The following is a 17,184-nucleotide window of genomic DNA, read 5'->3' on the forward strand; positions in this document are numbered from 1 at the left end:
TCACACCTCAAAAACGGATTTTCTATAAACAGTATAGCAAAAATAGACGGATTTTGATAGAAAGAACAGAAGAATGTTCGGGAATGGAAAAAGCTCACACGAGGTGAGCTAAATCCAAAACTCTCAATGTCTAAAATGTCTGACTCCCGTAAAGACCATGGTCAAGCCGTACTTATTGGCCATGTCAATGGAGTCTTGGTCGCGGACGGATCCTCCTGGCTGGATGATAGCCTTGATGCCTGCCGCTGCGATTTCTTCCACGTTATCAGCAAATGGGAAGAAGGCGTCCGACGCCAAAACGGCTCCCTCTAAACGATCCTTTGCTTGCTCGATAGCGATGCGGACGGATGCCACACGGTTGGTTTGTCCCGGCCCCACGCCCAAGGTCATCTTGTCATTTGTGATGATGATGCCGTTGGACTTGACATACTTGGAGGACTTCCAGGCGAACTCCATGGCTGCCCACTCTTGCTCGGACGGTTGACGCTCGGTCACCACCTGCCAGTCCGCTGGGCTTTCCACCACCACGTCCTGATCCTGCACCAAAAGCCCGCCGACAACACCTGTGAACTCTTTTTCCACTTCGCTTGCATCCTGTGCGTCAAAAGCCAATTCTAAAATCCGAAGATTTTTCTTTTTATTGGTCAAAATAGCTAACGCTTCTGCCGAGTAGCTCGGTGCGATGATAATTTCTAAGAAAATCGGGTGCATCTTTTCAGCAGTCGCAGCATCCACTTCTCTGTTCAGTACGACGATGCCTCCGAAAATCGATACTGGGTCAGCCTCATAAGCATAATCCCAAGCCTGCTCAATAGTCTCTGCCTGCCCGATACCACAAGGGTTCATGTGTTTGAGTGCTACAACAGTTGGACGGTTCTTGAAATCACGAATAATCCGGATAGCTGCATCCGCATCCCGAATGTTATTGAAAGATAATTCCTTACCATTTAGCTGTTTAGCAGCTGCAATCGAATAATCAGTCGGAATGGTATTTTGGTAGAAATCCGCATTCTGTTGAGGATTTTCTCCGTAACGCATGGGCTGATTGAGGTCGTAGGTAAGGGTGAGTTTTTCAGGCTTGTCTTCGCCTACTTGCTTAGTGAAATAATCTGCAATCAAGGCATCGTAGGCTGCGGTGTGACGGAAAACCTTCGCAGCCAACCGCTGACGCGTAGCATAAGCCGTCTCTCCCTGCTCTGCTATTTCCCCTAAAACCGTCGAATAATCTGTCGGATCCACTACAACTGTCACGCTGGCGTGGTTTTTAGCTGCTGAACGAAGCATGGACGGACCGCCAATGTCGATGTTCTCCACCGCCAAATCATAGGTCACATCTGGACGTAAAATAGTCTCTTTGAAGGGGTAAAGGTTAACCACTACCAAGTCAATCAAGCCTATTTCATGGTCGCTGGCTGCTTGTAGGTGGCTGTCCAAATCCCGACGTGCTAACAAACCACCGTGTATTTTCGGATGAAGAGTCTTGACACGACCGTCCATCATCTCAGGAAAACCAGTCACATCATCAATGGCGATGGTAGTTACACCAGCCTGATCCAAGGCAACCTTGGTACCACCGGTGGAGATAATTTCCCAACCAAACTTGGTCAATTCTTGGGCAAACTCTACAATGCCTGCCTTGTCGGATACGCTAATTAACGCACGTTTTGTCATGATTTCTCCTTATTTTCTCACTACCCCCAACTCTTCCAAGACTGCTGGATAGAGTTGGTATTCTGCTTCATGTATTCTGGCTTCAAAGGTTTCTAAAGTATCATCAGCCAGTCTAGGCACACGGACTTGTTTGATAATTTGTCCTGTGTCAACACCACTATCAACCCAATGGACTGTCACACCGCTCTCAGACACGCCAGCCTGCCAGGCATCTTCAATCCCATGGGCTCCTGGAAATTCAGGCAAGTAGGCGGGGTGGATATTGATGATCCGACCTTCATACTGAGCCAGCAGGGTTGGTCCCACAATCTTCATATAGCCTGCCAAGACCACCAAGTCAATCTGGTGCTGGTCTAATAGTTGGATAATGGCTTCTTCGTAGGCTTGCTTATCCGCAAACTCTTTTAGTTCAAAAGTAAAGGTTGGTACACTTAGTTTTTTAGCTCGTTCCAAGACATAGGCATTTCTACGGTCTGAAAAGACAAAAGCTACTTCAAACTGCTCTGCGATGACTTGGAAATTGGATCCGTTGCCTGATGCAAACACTGCTATTCGTTTCATTTGATGACCACACTCTTGTCTTCCTTGGCGATAATGTGGCCAATGGTGTAAACTTCCTCGTCAACTAGTTGACAAACACTGTCAACCTTGTCTGGACTGACTGCCAATACCAAGCCGATTCCCATATTGAAGATTTCAAACATTTCTTCATGCTTGATGTGGCCGTATTTTTCAAGAGCTGTAAAGATTGGAAGGACTGGAATCTTGTCCTCTTCAATCTCAGCTGCTAGGTTGTCAGCAAACATACGAGGAATATTTTCGATAAAGCCACCGCCTGTGATGTGGGCAATACCATTGACCAGCCCTGCTTTTACCAGAGGCAATACCTGCTGGACATAGATGCGGGTCGGCTCTAAGAGGACATCCTTCAGAGCTCTACCATTGAGTTCTGGCAACAGAGCGTCGCCAGAAACATCTGCAAATACACGACGGACGAGGGAATAGCCGTTGGAGTGGATGCCGCTGGAAGCTAGACCGAGGAGAATGTCGCCCTCCTGGACCTTACTGCCGTCGATAATCTGGGACTTCTCCGCAATGCCAACAGCAAAGCCAGCCAGGTCATAGTCATCCTCTCCGTACATACCAGGCATTTCAGCCGTTTCACCGCCAATCAGGCCGCAACCAGCTTGGACACAGCCTTCAGCCACACCGGCCACCACCTGCTCCAGCTTGGCTGGTTCATTTTTTCCTGTCGCGATGTAGTCGAGGAAGTAAAGTGGTTCCGCACCTGCAGCGATGATGTCGTTGACACACATGGCCACGCAATCCTGACCAATGGTGTCGTGCTTGTCGTACTGAATCGCCAGCATGAGCTTGGTGCCGACACCGTCTGTTCCTGATACCAAGACTGGTTCTTTGACATCCAGTTTGGTCAGGTCAAACATCCCGCCAAAACCACCAAGAGCCCCCATAACACCCAAGCGTTCTGTCCGAGCCACGTGCTTCTTGATGCGTTCGACAACTTCATATCCCGCTTCGACGTCAACGCCCGATTGGGCGTAGGCATTTTTATTTGTCATTTTGATTCCTTTCAACAGTTTACAGGTCTGTCAAGTAACATTGACACCTCGGTCACTTACTTGACGTTTTCAATGTAGAAACTCGTTTTCTCTTCTAGGCTACGGAGATATTCTTCCTCATAGTCATAGAGAGGCGTTGGAAATTCTCCATCAAAGTAGGCCACACAGAGCCCGCCTTTTGGTGCATCGATTTCGATGCCGATGGCTTCAATCATCCCCTCAAGAGAAAGGTAGGTCAGACTGTCTGCCCCAATAATCTCACAGACTTCCTCAACTGTATGGTTGGCTGAAATCAGCTCCCGACGGGTCTGAATATCAATGCCATAGAAACACGGGTACTTGAGTTCTGGGCTACCGATAGCCACATGGACTTCTTTTGCCCCTGCATCACGAAGAAGCTGGACAATACGGCGGCTAGTTGTACCGCGAACAATAGAGTCGTCAATCATGACCACGCGCTTGCCTTTGACAACACTTGAAACGGCTGACAACTTCATGCGAACCCCCTGCTCCCGCAATTCCTGGGTTGGTTGAATAAAGGTCCGCTGGGTATATTGGTTTTTAATTAGCCCCATTTCATTTGGCAAACCAGATTCCTCTGCAAATCCCATAGCCGCAGATAGGGAGGAGTTTGGCACACCAACCACGATATCCGCTTCATGTTGAAATTCCTGGGCCAAACGACGACCCATGTTTTTTCTGGCCGTATGGACATTGACCCCGTGAATTACCGAATCTGGGCGAGCAAAATAGACATACTCCATAGAGCAAACAGCCAGTTGCGTATCTCTTGTATAGCTATCATATTGAATTCCTGAATCATCAATGACGACAATTTCACCAGGCTCCACATCTCGCACCCAGTCAGCTCCGACGACTTCAAAGGCACAGGTTTCACTGGCAACCACCCAGGCTCCATTTTTCATCCGACCGATTGACAGGGGACGGAATCCATTTGGATCCAAGGCTGCGACCAGCTTATCTTCCAGCATAATCAGGTAGGCAAAGCCACCTTTAACAGTATTGAGGGCTTCCTTGATTTTTCCCATGAAGTCTGGATTGTGACTGCGGCGAATCAAGTGCATTAGAATTTCAGTGTCAGAAGAAGAAGAGAAAATGGAACCATTTTTTTCAAGTTCAGCCTTCAAACTAACCGCATTGGTCAAATTCCCATTGTGTGCCAAACCCACCTGCATATCTGCAAAATCAAAGAGGAAGGGCTGGATATTATTGATAGAAGCAGAGCCAGAAGTTGCATAGCGGATATGACCAATGGCAGCCGTTCCTGTCAAGGCTTCTAAATCTACTGGATTTTTGAAGACTTCTGCAATCAGACCTGTTCCACGATGGCGACGCAAATACCCACCATCATTGGCTAAAATCCCTGCCCCTTCTTGCCCACGGTGCTGCAAACTATGGAGACCAAAATAAGTAACCTGAGCAGCCTGCGGATGTCCCCAAATGCCGAAAACACCGCATTCTTCGTTGAGTGATTTAACTTCGTATGTCATATTTATTTTCCTGTAAAATAGCGAACCGCTGAAACAAAGAGTCCTTGGTCTTTCTTACCTGGAATGTTTTGGAAAAGACCGTCCTCATACCGCTCTGAATGTCCCATTTTCCCGATAATCTGACCGTTGCGACTGGTAATGCCCTCAATGGCATGGCTAGAACCGTTTGGATTGTACTTAGAATCCATGCTTGGCTGACCTGTAAAGTCAACGTACTGGCTGAAAATCTGACCATTATCCCGCAGGATAGCAAATTCCTCGTCTGTCACCACAAATTTTCCTTCACCGTGGGAAACTGGAATAGCATGGATATCGCCAACTTGGACACCCGCCAACCATGGAGAATTGACATTGGCAATCCGCGTTTCCACCATTTTGGCAACGTGCTGGTTGGCATCGTTGTAGAAGAGGGTTGGACTGCTTTCACCCGCCTCCTCAAAGTTTCCATATGGCAACAAGCCCGATTTGACAAGGGCCTGGAAGCCATTGCAGATACCGATGATGAGGCCACCTTTTTCGATGAATTGGTCAATAGCAGAGCGGACCTTGGCATTTCGTAAGATGGTCACGATAAACTTAGCAGACCCGTCTGGCTCATCCGCAGCCGAGAATCCCCCTGCAAAGAAAAGAATGTGTGCCTTGTCAATGTTGTCAACCATTGTGTCAACTGACTTTTCAATACTCTCTGCATCCAGGGTTACAAACGGTACCAGATTAACCTTAGCACCAGCCTGTTCAAAGGCCTTGGCAGAATCATATTCTGAGTTGGTACCTGGGAAGACTGGGATATAAACCACAGGCACCTCAACGGCTTCTTTTGCTTTTATAACCGCTGAACTTGTGACTGCCGGAACATCCTGCAAGTCTGTCGCCTGTTCAAATTCTGTTGGGTAAACTTCTTCTAGTTTGCCTTCAAAGGCCTCCTGCAAATCCTGTCCAGTTAGGTTGACTCCGTTGACAAGCAGTGTAAAGTCAGCAGTAGTTTGTCCAATTTTCACAGCATCTGGAATGTCTTCTTTTGAGGTGAAGACAAATCCGCCAAGCTGACCTGTCAAGCTGGTTTCAAAGTCTGCAAGCTCGACTCTTGCTCCGATTTGGTTTCCAAAGGACATGAGGGCTAGACTTTCTAGAACACCACCATACTTGACTGCACTAGCAGCCGTAATCGCATAATCGCTCTGCCATTTTTCAAAAGCCTCAAAATTAGACTTCATCAGGGCAAAATCAATATCTTCGGACAAAATCTGACCTGGTAAGTAGTAAATGTGCTCGCCAGCCGCCTTGAACTCAGGCGAGAGAACCTTGCGACTGTCAGCCGTGGTCACACCAAAGGCAACCAGGGTTGGCGGAACTGTCAAGTCCTCAAAGGTACCAGACATGGAATCCTTGCCACCGATAGAGGGCAAACCAAGCTGAATTTGAGCCTCGATAGAGCCCAGAAGTGCTGCTACTGGCTGACCGAAACGCTCGGCCTGCTTGTCCATTCGCTGAAAATACTCCTGATAAGAAAAACGAGCCTTAGACCAGTTAGCCCCTGTTGCCACCAAGCGAGCTGTCGCTTCGATGACCGCATAGGCAGCCCCGTGGTAAGGTGACCAGTCTGCCAGATAGGGATGATAGCCCTGAGCCATGACAGAAGCCGTCGTCGTCACGCCGTGTTGGACAGGTAGTTTCTGCACCGAACTTTCTGTCGGAGTCAACTGGTGGCGACCTCCGAGTGGGTGGTTGACGGTTGTGCGACCAACAGATGAGTCAAAAATCGTCTGCAAACCTTTCTGACTAGTATGGTTGAGGTCTGATAGAAGATTTTTCAAGTCCTCTTGTAGTGTTTCGGCAGATGTTGTACGTGTTTCTGGTAGCTGGACAGGGCTGTCAACTACCTTGGCATCCACCACCACGCGCACACCATTGGTATCAAGGAAGGAACGCTCCAAATCGACAATGGTTTGTCCATTCCAGGTCATGACCAGATTTGGTTTTTCCGTCACTTTGGCCACGACAACCGCATGGATATTTTCCTCACGGCAGGCTGCGATAAAGGTATCTACATCTTGAGGACGAACAACCAAGCTCATCCGCTCTTGTGATTCAGAAATGGCAATTTCCGTTCCGTTCAAACCTGCATACTTGAGTGGAACCTTGTCCAAATCGATTTCTAAACCGTCTGCCAGTTCTCCAACAGCAACGCAAACACCACCTGCACCAAAGTCATTGGATTTTTTAATCAAGCGAGTCACGGCACCATTGCGGAACAAGCGTTGGATTTTGCGTTCTTCAATGGCATTTCCTTTTTGGACTTCCGCACCAGCTGTTTCCACAGACTCGACTGTCTGTACCTTGGACGAGCCTGTTGCCCCGCCGATACCATCGCGACCTGTTTTGCCTCCTAACAAGATGACCACATCGCCTGCGGCTGGTTTTTCACGGACCACATTTTCCTTAGGAGCAGCACCGACTACGGCGCCTAGCTCCATACGTTTAGCGACAAAGCCTGGGTGGAAATATTCACGTACATAGGTGGTCGCAAGACCAATTTGGTTACCGTATGAAGAATAACCATGTGCTGCTGTTTTAGAAATGATTTGCTGTGGCAATTTCCCTGGACGAGTCGCAATCAAAGGCTGGGTAATATCGCCCGCACCTGAAATTCGCATGGCCTGATAGACATAGGAACGTCCTGACAAAGGATCACGAATGGCTCCGCCGATACAGGTTGCTGCACCACCGAAAGGCTCGATTTCTGTTGGGTGATTGTGGGTTTCATTCTTGAACATGAGGAGCCATGGCTCTTTCACGCCGTCCACATCCACTTCGATTTCCACCGAGCAGGCATTGATTTCATCTGACACTTCCATGTCATCCAGACGACCATTTGCCCGCTCATAGCGACCAAAAATAGTCGCCATATCCATAAGCGTCTGCGGCTTATCTGTCCGACCTAACTCTGTTCGCATAGCCAGATACTTGTCATAAGTCGCCTGCAATTGCTTGTGGAATTTTGAAGCTGAAAAGTCTATAGACCTCAGTTCTGTTTCAAATGTCGTATGACGGCAGTGATCACTCCAATAGGTATCCAAGACCTTGAGCTCTGTTTCAGTTGGTACTCGACCGATTGACTTGAAGTAGTCCTGAATGAAGAGCAGGTCTTCCACTTCCATAGCCAAGCCAGCTTCACGCTTGTAGGTTGCAAATTCTTCCGCCCCATAGCTATTAAAAAAGTCCAAGCTTGGAATAGTCGTATCTGACACCGAAAACTCTTGAGCCACCAAAGGAGCATCCAAGTCCTTGAACCGCGAATCCACAGGGTTCAGCAAATAGTTCTTGATAGCAGCCAACTCTTCTTCCCGCACATCGCCATTCAAAATATAGAGCTGACCTGTATTGACACGCACCTCCTGACGACTGCCCAATAAGAGAAGGGCCTCCTGACTGCTGGACGCCCGCTGGTCAAACTGACCAGGAAGAGCCTCAATCGCAAAATAAGCAGCCTCCGCCAAGTCCAGTTCCGCTTCCGACAAGACCTTGTCCGTCACCTGCTCGGTAAAGATATGCTTAATAGCTTGCTCCAGCAAGTCCTCCTCCAGATGGAAAACATCGTACACCTGCACCAGACGTACACTCATCAAACTTGTCAACTGTAAATTATGGGTCAACTCCTTGCGAAGAGCCTCCGCCTTAATCTGAAAATCCGCCTTCTTCTCAACAAAAATCCGCTTCGCCATATCTTCCAATCCTTATTTCACTTCTTGTAACTTTGCCAATACGACCTCGTAAACCTCGGTCAACTCCCCGAGACCCCGACGGAAAACATCCTTGTCCAGATGGTTGCCATCCGCATCCCACAAACGACAATTATCAGGAGAAAACTCATCCGCCAATAAAATCTGACCAGACGAGTCAACCCCAAATTCTAGCTTGAAATCCACCAAAGTCAGCCCAATCTGTGTAAACAAGTCCTTCAAGAACTCATTAATCCGCCGTGTTTCTTCCTTGATATAGGCGATTTCTTCTGAACTAGCTAGATTAAGGAAAAAAATATGTTCATCGTTGATAAAAGGATCGTCCAATTCATCTTTTTTATAGTAAAATTCCACGATAGGAGTAGGTAAGGCTATCCCTTCCTCCACCCCGAAGCGTTTTGAGAAAGACCCAGCTGTCACATTTCGCAAAACAACCTCAAGAGGAATAATCTCCACCTTCTTATTCAACTGCTCCGTATCCGACAAACGCTTGATAAAATGCGTCTGGACACCCGCTTCATTCAATTTTTCAAAAATCAAAGAGGAAATCAGATTATTGAGCCGGCCCTTACCGACAATCTGTTCTTTCTTACCACCATTAAAAGCCGTCGCCTGATCCTTATAAACCGCAACGATCTGGTCGCGGTCAGCCGTTGCGTAGATGTCTTTGGCTTTTCCTGAATATAGAAGGTCTGTTTTCATGAGAATCTTCGCCTTTCGTAAAATATTCTAGTCTTTTCGTTTATTCTAACACACAATATTCGTATTCACAACAAATTTACGGTTATTTAGGAAAAAACAAAGAAAAACGCCCGTAAACTACGAACGTTTTTTCACTTCTTCATAAATAAAATCAACAATATCAGATAGGACCTCGAAATGCTCAATAGCAGCATCTGGGACATCTACATGAAATTCATCCTCCAAATTAAGAACAAATTCCATGATTTCTACTGAATCTGCTGCAATATTATCTGCCAAAGTAGATTCAGGTTGAACTTGAAAATCTTCTCCCTTTTCATCCTGAATTAATTCAACAACCCGCTGATAGACCTGCTCTCTAGTCATGACTCTCCTCCACTACTGAAAATTTGGCCACTGATTTTTCAACAATGCCAGCCTCCAAAATCGAACGCGTCTGCTTGATCGTATAGAAAATTGACTGAGCATCGCTGGATCCGTGCGCCTTGATGACAGGTGCTTTCAGACCAAGCAAGACAGCACCACCTGCAGTTTTATAGTCCATCGCCCCCAAGGCCTTTTTCAAGGTTGGCTTGACCAAAAGACCACCCAATTTAGCACGCAGACCACCATTCTTGATTGAGCCATTCAACTGACCAACGATGGATTTTGCAGTCCCTTCAACTGTTTTCAGCACAGCGTTTCCCGTGAAACCATCCGTCACGACCACATCCGCCACGCTGTTAAGCAATTCACGCGCCTCCACATTGCCAATAAAGTTAATCGACTTGTCTTCCGCCAAGAGTTTATAGGCCTCTTGGTGAACTGGCGTGCCCTTGGTATCTTCCGTACCGTTGTTCAAAAGTCCCACACGAGGTTGTTTGACCCCACGCACATGCTCCGCATAAAATGAGCCAAGGATACCATACTGATAGAGGTGATGAGCTGTATTTTCAGCATTTGCCCCCAAGTCCATCATATCAAATCCCTTGCCATCCATAGTCGGCAAGGTAGACATAAGACCAGGACGGTCGATGTTCTTGATGCGACCGACGACAAAGACGCCTGCCGCCAAAAGAGCACCTGTATTTCCAGCTGACAAGACTGCATCTGCCTGACCATCCTTGACAGCCTTGGTCGCTAGGACCATAGAAGCCTCCTTCTTACGACGAATAGCCTTGACAGGCTCATCATCTGAATTAATTTTCTCCGTCGTATGGACAATGCTGACACGCTCAGTCGCTGTCAAATACTGCTTGATTTTAGCTTCATCACCATAAAGTTGAATCTCAATATCTGGAAAGGCAGCCAAGGCTTGATTGACACCTTCTACCACTGCCTGAGGGGCATGGTCCCCACCCATAGCATCTACTGCAATACGTTTCATTCTGTTTCCTCATTTTCTGTTCTTGGTTTCATAATCTGCCCCCAAGAAGACAAATCATCTATAAATTTCTTGGATTTCAAGTGAATCCCCACATATTCCTCGTACAGCTGGTCAATAAAAAGCCGTAATTTTCGCTTCATCTCAGGCTTGATGGAAATGGTTTCCAGCTCATCAAAGGAAATAGCCTGAAATTGATCAAGTAGATAGGGAACATTGGGATCCAGATAAGCCCGTCGCTCATCTTGTTGATAGTGTTGCGGACACAAGACACCGCTGTACTTGTAGGAATAGTCGAAAGGCAAGCCAACCCGATGACAAAAAGCACACTCGTGAAAATTCAGACTGATCCCAAATCGTCCCAAGAGTTGAATTTCAAAGATATTGGTCAAAATTTCATAGTCCAAACCCGACTCCATCAAATCTAAGGTCTTGACCAAAAATGCAAAGAGGGCTGGGTCATAAACCTTATCCTGCAAGGCCGCATCTGCCAAGGCCAAGATATAGGTAGCATAGCTAAGCTTGAAAATATCGCCGTTAATATTCTTAAATGGCTGTACCTGATGAAAATCTTCGATATAAGACAGACCATCATCATTGATTTTAACGATAAAATCCGCATAGGTCAAAGGCTGGATAGAAGCTACCAGCTTGGACTTAGAGGCATGTTTCACAAAAAACATTCGCTTGCCAGCCTTCTCTGTAAAAATCTTGACCAGCTTGTCATCTTCTCGAAAATTCCGATTGTAAAGGACTAATCCCCTAGTTTCAATTCGTTCCATTTTCTTCTAGATATTCCTTCAAACGAGCCATGGCTGTTTGAATTTTCTCCATACTTGCTGCATAGGAAATTCGCACATAGCCTTCTCCATACTGACCGAAGGCTGCACCCGGAATTAAGGCCACCGCTTTCTTTCTCGCAAAGTCTTGCAAGAAGCTAAAGGAATCTTGATTGTAACCCGCAGGGATTTTTGCAAAGATGTAAAACGCACCATCAGGCTTGATAATTTTAAAGCCCAAGTCCGTCATCTTCTCGATGATGTAATCCCGACGCTTGACGTACTCCGCCCGCATTGGCAGAGCATCATCCTTACCGTTTTTCAAGGCCTCAACCGCACCATACTGCATAGCAGTTGACGCTGCAGTCACGAGATATTGGTGGCTCTTGATGATTTGAGCGATGATGGGAGCCTGACTCATAATCAAGCCAATCCGCCAACCTGTCATGGCATGGGACTTGGACAATCCCTGAATCAAAATGGTCTGTTCTGGCAAAAACTCCGCAATCGAAGTATGGGGCTGACCAGTGTAAGTCAACTCCGCATAGACCTCATCTGATAGGACAAAGACAGGATACTTACGCAAGACATCCGCAAAGGCCTGAATTTGCTCACGTGAGTAGGTCACTCCCGTTGGATTGGCAGGATAGTTGAGAATGACAGCTTTTAGCTTATCCCCCTGCTCAATAATCGCCTCTTCCAACATCTCAGGTGTCAAAACAAAATCATTTGCCGTCGTATCAATCTCAACAATGTCTGCCCCCACCATATTGACAATCGGCTCATAACCAGGATAGGCAGGTGCAGGTAGAAGTACCGTATCTCTAGCTTCCAAAATAGCAACTAAACTCGCTGATAGAGCTTCTGTCGCACCGATTGTAGAGAGGATTTCATTTTCTGGATTGTAGTGTAAATTATATTTTTCAGCCACAAACTCAGCTGCTGCTTGGCGCAACTCCAAAAGACCAGCCATACCAGTATAATAGCTCTGGTTAGCATCGATTGCAGCCTTAGCCGCTTCTTTGACATGATCAGGCGTTGTAAAATCAGGCTCTCCCAAGGTCAGTTTCAAAATCCCTGGAACATCCGAAATAGACTGATCAAACTGACGAATCATCGAAACCTCAATCCGATTCAAATTCTTATTAAAACGATTTAATAAATCCATTCTGCCACCTCAAAAACATATAAAACTATTATAATACATTTTGAAAATAAATGTAAAAAAGAAGAGTCATTTGACTCTTCACATACCTATTTAACACGACTTGCCTCAAACAAAGGTGACAAAGGACGTTTTTCATGAATACGAATAATCGCTTCCGCTAATAATTCTGCCGTTGAAATATGTTCGATTTTATCGATTAAGCGATCTTCTGCAATTTCAATTGTATCAAGAACAACCAATTTCTTAATTGCTGACTTACTAATGTTATCCATAGCAGGCCCTGACAATACTGGATGCGTACATGAAGCATAAACAGCTGTTGCCCCTGCATCTGCCAAAGCATCCGCTGCATGACAGATGGTACCCGCAGTATCAATCATATCATCAATCAAGATACAAGTTTTATCCTTAATATCGCCAATAATGTTCATCACTTCTGATGTATTCATCTTATCAACACTACGGCGTTTATCAATAATAGCAATCGGTGTCTTCAAGAACTGTGCTAACTTACGGGCACGTGTCACACCACCATGGTCAGGTGATACAACAACATAGCCATCACCTACCATACCACGACGTTCAAAATAATCCGCAATCAATGGAGCACCCATCAAATGATCAACAGGAATATCGAAGAATCCCTGAATCTGCGCAGCATGCAAATCAATTGTCAACAAACGATTGACCCCCGCTGTTTGCAACATATTAGCCACCAATTTTGATGTAATTGGTTCCCGTGCACGAGCCTTCCGATCTTGGCGTGCATAACCATAATAAGGCATTACTACGTTTACTGATTCAGCAGATGCACGTTTAAGAGCATCGACCATAATCAAAATTTCCATTAAATTATCATTAACTGGTGAGCTAGTGGATTGAAGAATATACACATGAGTTCCACGAATGGATTCCTCAATATTTACCTGAATCTCACCATCTGAAAATTGACGAACACTTGATTTTCCAAGAGGAATTCCTATTTTTTTCGACACCTGTTCAGCTAACTTCTGATTTGACGAAAGAGCGAACAATTTTAAGTCAGTAAACGCCATGACAGCCTCCTATATATTTCTACCTTTACTATTTTAACCCTTTTTCCTTCATTTTTCAAACAAAAATAGAGCGCAAATCCACACGCTCTATTTGAAAATTTCTTAATATGGAGGGTAAATGTAGTAAACTGCTCCCTCAGAAGTCGTTGTTGGATTGAAATAACCACCACGATGGTTACCAATATAACGACGACCCATGTAGTTTGATTCAACAACTTGGATACTTGTTGAAGATTGAACAGCCGTAACAACAGCTACGTGTCCATAATAGCCACCTGTCCAAACAGCAATTGCACCCTCTCTTGGAATAGAACCAGTGTTAAAACCTTCTGCACGAGCTGATGCTAACCACTGTTTAGCATCTCCCCAGTAAGGACCAACCCATGAAAGTTGAGATTTAACTCCCCAAGTACACTCACCAACTGGGTAAGATGAAGCGTCATAACGCGCATTATTTGCTGCCGCTGAACTACCTGAACCTGATGATGTAGACGTTGTAGGTGTGCTTACCGTTGGTGTAGATTGTGATACTGTCTGAGTAGGGGCTGCAACCGTTTCAGTCACTGCAGTCGCCACTGGAGTTGACACAACAGGTGCCGATACTGAAGCCACTTGTTGTTGCGCTAGAGAAGCTTGTTGCGCTTGATACTCAGCCTGACGAGCGGCCGCTTGACGAGCCGCTTCCTCTGCTACTGCCTTTTTCTCCAGTAATGAATTCTTCTCGTCTTCAGCAGTAGCTTTCTGCACAGCCAAATTTAACTTAGCAGCTTCTAATTCAGCTTGACGTACTTGCAATACTTGGGCATCATCTTCCAATTTCTGACGATTAGCAGCCAAAGTAGTGATTGCTTCTTGGTTTGCCTTCTGTTTTTCAACAATCGCTTCTTTATCAGCCTTTTGTTGTTCCAACATACGGTTATTAGCTGAAACAATCTCACGCATTGCATTAACACGAGAAACAGCATCAATGATTGATTTTGAATCCAAAATTGTATTAATGTAACTTGAAGCAGAACCATCAATTTGAGCACTACGTGCCTGCTCCCTCAAAGCACCATCACGCGATACAATATCAGCTGACAAACGCTCAATATCTGCCGCCAATGTCTGCGATTCTGCTTCCAAACGAGTATTTTCTTCTGTTAATTTCGCCTGTTCACTAACAATTGCATCAACTTGTCCTTGAATAGCATCAACTTGTTGTTGAGCTTCTGCTTGTTGTGCTGTCAACTCACTAATCTGTTGATTTTTTGCTGCAATCTGACTATCTACATCATTCGCACTAATCACAGCTACATAATTAGCATTAGATAGAACGACTGTACTTAACATAATTGTAGCCAAGATTTTTTTCTTCATATCCGAACATAACTCCTCTATACTTTCTGACTCTCTCATTCTATCAAAAAAATCGCGTAAGTATATTACGCAATTATTACATTTCTATGTCTTATTTGTTATTCCAAATAAACGCTCAAATAACGGTTGTAATACGAAAAATAAGACCAAATTGAATAGTAAACTTGGAAGTAATTTATTAAAAACAAAGATAAACACAGACAAGTTTGTTATATGAAAAATGCGAGCAAATGAATAACTAATAAATTCAAATTGAAAAATAGCTACTAGTAAAATCAAAATATTAATTCCTCGCTTGCTGACAGCACCTTGAAAGAAGAAATAGATGCAATACAAAACTAAAGGAAGAGTTGTAGTAGCAATACCAATCAGATTAAGATAACTAATATCATATACCAAACCTAGCAAAGTAAATATGAATAATGAAAAACCAAGAGATACATAGTTAGCATAAAAAATAGCTAACATAAGTACCAAATGACTTGAAATAGTAAATAATCCGACCGACCAATTTGTTACCAACGTTGAAATCTGTCCATCAAGTAATAAAATAAAGAACAAGATGGGAAACATGAATATTTCTATCATTTTATTGCGCATTTGTTTGACCTACCACTAAAACCGAATAAATGTTTGAAAAACTAGCTGTCGGCTCAACATATACTTCTCTATTTAAACTGTTACTATTTGATTTAACCGATAAAACTTTACCAATTTGGACATTTGCCGGAGTCGCACCAGCCAAATCACTCGTTACAACATTGCTACCCACTGCAATTTCATCAGCTGAGTTCAACTGATTAATGATAAAACTATTTGTATCTGCATCATAGCCCGATAAAATACCATAAATTTCTTTAGAATCAACAGAAATTTTCACAGGCAACTTCGTGAATTCATCCGAATTCGTAAATAAGGTAACAACCGCCGAATCTGAACTCAATGAACTCACGATGCCAACTAATCCACCATTAGCAACCACAAGTGCATTAGATGACACACCACTAGTCTCACCAATATTAATTGAAATATGCTCCGACCACGATGAAGGAGTCCTCACTAAAACTGATCCTGGAATAAGTTGTTTTTCTGGAAAATCAGACACCACACCTAAACTACTACGAAGCGATGCATTCTCTTCTTTCAAGCTAGTATTTTCAGCAGCCATCCCTTCAAGGCTCATAATAGCTTCCTTTAATTGTTTGTTTTCCTCGTAAGCGTTAATCAAATCTGTCAAGACATCTTTCTGCTCAGAAAAAAATCTAGTAGGCACTGAAATAACCGATTGAATTGGCGACACAACAACACTGATAAGGTTATTTAAATATGGTACCTGTAACCCTTTAGAAAAAGTAACAAACAAAAGAGAAAATGACAGTAATAAAAAGATAGAAACAACTACTACTAATTTTGAAAATTTATTCATAATAGACCCTCACCAAAATACAATAAAACGAGAATATCAAGCGATAATCTCGTTCACTACGGAGAATAAGGGATTCGAACCCTTGCGCCAGTTACCCGACCTAACGATTTAGCAAACCGTCCTCTTCAGCCTCTTGAGTAATTCTCCATCAATATAATATGGGCACGAGTGGAATCGAACCACCGACCTCACGCTTATCAGGCGTGCGCTCTAACCATCTGAGCTACGCGCCCAAGATAATAAACTTGGACAAAGTTAAATTAATGGCGCGAGACGGAATCGAACCGCCGACACATGGAGCTTCAATCCATTGCTCTACCAACTGAGCTACCGAGCCACATCTTAAAGAAATTGCGGGAGCAGGATTTGAACCTACGACCTTCGGGTTATGAGCCCGACGAGCTACCTAGCTGCTCCATCCCGCGGTAGTAGAAAAGGAGGATGTGGGATTCGAACCCACGCACGCTGTTACACGCCTGACGGTTTTCAAGACCGTTCCCTTCAGCCGGACTTGGGTAATCCTCCAATATATGGACCTTGTAGGACTCGAACCTACGACCGCTCGGTTATGAGCCGAGAGCTCTAACCAGCTGAGCTAAAGGTCCAGCAAACAAGAGTATATAGCGGCGAAGGGGATCGAACCCCCGACCTCCCGGGTATGAACCGGACGCTCTAGCCAGCTGAGCTACACCGCCAAAATAATATAATCGGGAAGACAGGATTCGAACCTGCGACACCTTGGTCCCAAACCAAGTACTCTACCAAGCTGAGCTACTTCCCGATACTATTAAAAATAAAGCTCCCCTAACGTCTCCATTAAGCGAGTGATG

Annotated in this window: 14 protein-coding genes and 8 tRNA genes; all 22 read right to left on the reverse strand. The window is 44.9% G+C overall.

Annotated elements, in window-relative coordinates:
• Nucleotides 1-123: 123 nt before the first annotated feature.
• Complete coding sequence (gene purH, locus ODU37_RS08605) at nt 124-1,671, reverse strand: bifunctional phosphoribosylaminoimidazolecarboxamide formyltransferase/IMP cyclohydrolase (protein ID WP_192872536.1); 1,548 nt, start codon at nt 1,669-1,671, stop codon at nt 124-126.
• 9 nt (nt 1,672-1,680) lie between these two features.
• On the reverse strand, nt 1,681-2,232 hold the full coding sequence (gene purN / locus ODU37_RS08610) for a phosphoribosylglycinamide formyltransferase (protein WP_024415592.1): 552 nt from the start codon (nt 2,230-2,232) through the stop codon (nt 1,681-1,683).
• Nucleotides 2,229-3,251: a phosphoribosylformylglycinamidine cyclo-ligase gene (gene purM / locus ODU37_RS08615; RefSeq protein ID WP_044763151.1), complete on the reverse strand. Its 1,023-nt coding sequence runs from the start codon at nt 3,249-3,251 to the stop codon at nt 2,229-2,231. Before purM ends, purN begins: the two co-directional genes overlap by 4 nt.
• A gap of 56 nt (nt 3,252-3,307) precedes the next feature.
• The gene (gene purF, locus ODU37_RS08620) at nt 3,308-4,762 is read right to left on the reverse strand and encodes an amidophosphoribosyltransferase (protein WP_105158607.1); all 1,455 of its coding nucleotides are present in this window, start codon (nt 4,760-4,762) and stop codon (nt 3,308-3,310) included.
• A gap of 2 nt (nt 4,763-4,764) precedes the next feature.
• Nucleotides 4,765-8,484: a phosphoribosylformylglycinamidine synthase gene (locus tag ODU37_RS08625; RefSeq protein WP_105158608.1), complete on the reverse strand. Its 3,720-nt coding sequence runs from the start codon at nt 8,482-8,484 to the stop codon at nt 4,765-4,767.
• A gap of 12 nt (nt 8,485-8,496) precedes the next feature.
• Nucleotides 8,497-9,204, reverse strand: coding sequence for a phosphoribosylaminoimidazolesuccinocarboxamide synthase (gene purC, locus ODU37_RS08630; protein WP_105158609.1), 708 nt, complete (start codon nt 9,202-9,204; stop codon nt 8,497-8,499).
• Between the two features lie 117 nt (nt 9,205-9,321).
• Nucleotides 9,322-9,570 carry a phosphopantetheine-binding protein gene (locus ODU37_RS08635; protein ID WP_014637254.1) on the reverse strand — a complete coding sequence of 83 codons (249 nt, stop codon included), beginning with the start codon at nt 9,568-9,570 and terminating at the stop codon, nt 9,322-9,324.
• Nucleotides 9,563-10,570, reverse strand: coding sequence for a phosphate acyltransferase PlsX (plsX, locus tag ODU37_RS08640; protein WP_105158610.1), 1,008 nt, complete (start codon nt 10,568-10,570; stop codon nt 9,563-9,565). Before plsX ends, ODU37_RS08635 begins: the two co-directional genes overlap by 8 nt.
• Nucleotides 10,567-11,349 carry a DNA repair protein RecO gene (gene recO / locus ODU37_RS08645; RefSeq protein WP_024385103.1) on the reverse strand — a complete coding sequence of 261 codons (783 nt, stop codon included), beginning with the start codon at nt 11,347-11,349 and terminating at the stop codon, nt 10,567-10,569. Before recO ends, plsX begins: the two co-directional genes overlap by 4 nt.
• Nucleotides 11,336-12,514 (reverse strand): pyridoxal phosphate-dependent aminotransferase, encoded by a 1,179-nt coding sequence (locus tag ODU37_RS08650; RefSeq protein ID WP_105158611.1) that lies wholly within the window; start codon nt 12,512-12,514, stop codon nt 11,336-11,338. Before ODU37_RS08650 ends, recO begins: the two co-directional genes overlap by 14 nt.
• Before the next feature lie 86 nt (nt 12,515-12,600).
• Complete coding sequence (locus ODU37_RS08655; protein ID WP_002935337.1) at nt 12,601-13,569, reverse strand: ribose-phosphate diphosphokinase; 969 nt, start codon at nt 13,567-13,569, stop codon at nt 12,601-12,603.
• A gap of 102 nt (nt 13,570-13,671) precedes the next feature.
• Entirely contained in the window at nt 13,672-14,928 is a 1,257-nt protein-coding gene (pcsB, locus tag ODU37_RS08660; protein ID WP_105158612.1) for a peptidoglycan hydrolase PcsB, read from the reverse strand.
• Nucleotides 14,929-15,012: 84 nt separating this feature from the next.
• Nucleotides 15,013-15,528 carry a rod shape-determining protein MreD gene (gene mreD / locus ODU37_RS08665; protein ID WP_002935339.1) on the reverse strand — a complete coding sequence of 172 codons (516 nt, stop codon included), beginning with the start codon at nt 15,526-15,528 and terminating at the stop codon, nt 15,013-15,015.
• Nucleotides 15,518-16,354 (reverse strand): rod shape-determining protein MreC, encoded by an 837-nt coding sequence (gene mreC / locus ODU37_RS08670; RefSeq protein WP_105158613.1) that lies wholly within the window; start codon nt 16,352-16,354, stop codon nt 15,518-15,520. The genes mreD and mreC overlap by 11 nt, the downstream gene beginning before the upstream one ends.
• 59 nt (nt 16,355-16,413) lie before the next feature.
• Nucleotides 16,414-16,501: transfer RNA gene (locus tag ODU37_RS08675), tRNA-Ser, on the reverse strand.
• A 12-nt stretch (nt 16,502-16,513) separates the two neighbouring features.
• Nucleotides 16,514-16,587 (reverse strand) — tRNA-Ile (locus ODU37_RS08680).
• A 31-nt stretch (nt 16,588-16,618) separates the two neighbouring features.
• Nucleotides 16,619-16,691: transfer RNA gene (locus ODU37_RS08685), tRNA-Phe, on the reverse strand.
• A 14-nt stretch (nt 16,692-16,705) separates the two neighbouring features.
• A tRNA-Met gene (locus tag ODU37_RS08690) sits at nt 16,706-16,779 on the reverse strand.
• Between the two features lie 10 nt (nt 16,780-16,789).
• Nucleotides 16,790-16,879, reverse strand: a tRNA-Ser gene (locus tag ODU37_RS08695).
• A 6-nt stretch (nt 16,880-16,885) separates the two neighbouring features.
• Nucleotides 16,886-16,959: transfer RNA gene (locus ODU37_RS08700), tRNA-Ile, on the reverse strand.
• Between the two features lie 16 nt (nt 16,960-16,975).
• A tRNA-Met gene (locus ODU37_RS08705) sits at nt 16,976-17,049 on the reverse strand.
• Between the two features lie 12 nt (nt 17,050-17,061).
• Nucleotides 17,062-17,135, reverse strand: a tRNA-Pro gene (locus ODU37_RS08710).
• Nucleotides 17,136-17,184: the final 49 nt, after the last annotated feature.

The sequence above is a fragment of the Streptococcus sp. 2021WUSS109 genome, assembly GCF_044427305.1.
GTDB classification, from domain to species: domain Bacteria; phylum Bacillota; class Bacilli; order Lactobacillales; family Streptococcaceae; genus Streptococcus; species Streptococcus suis.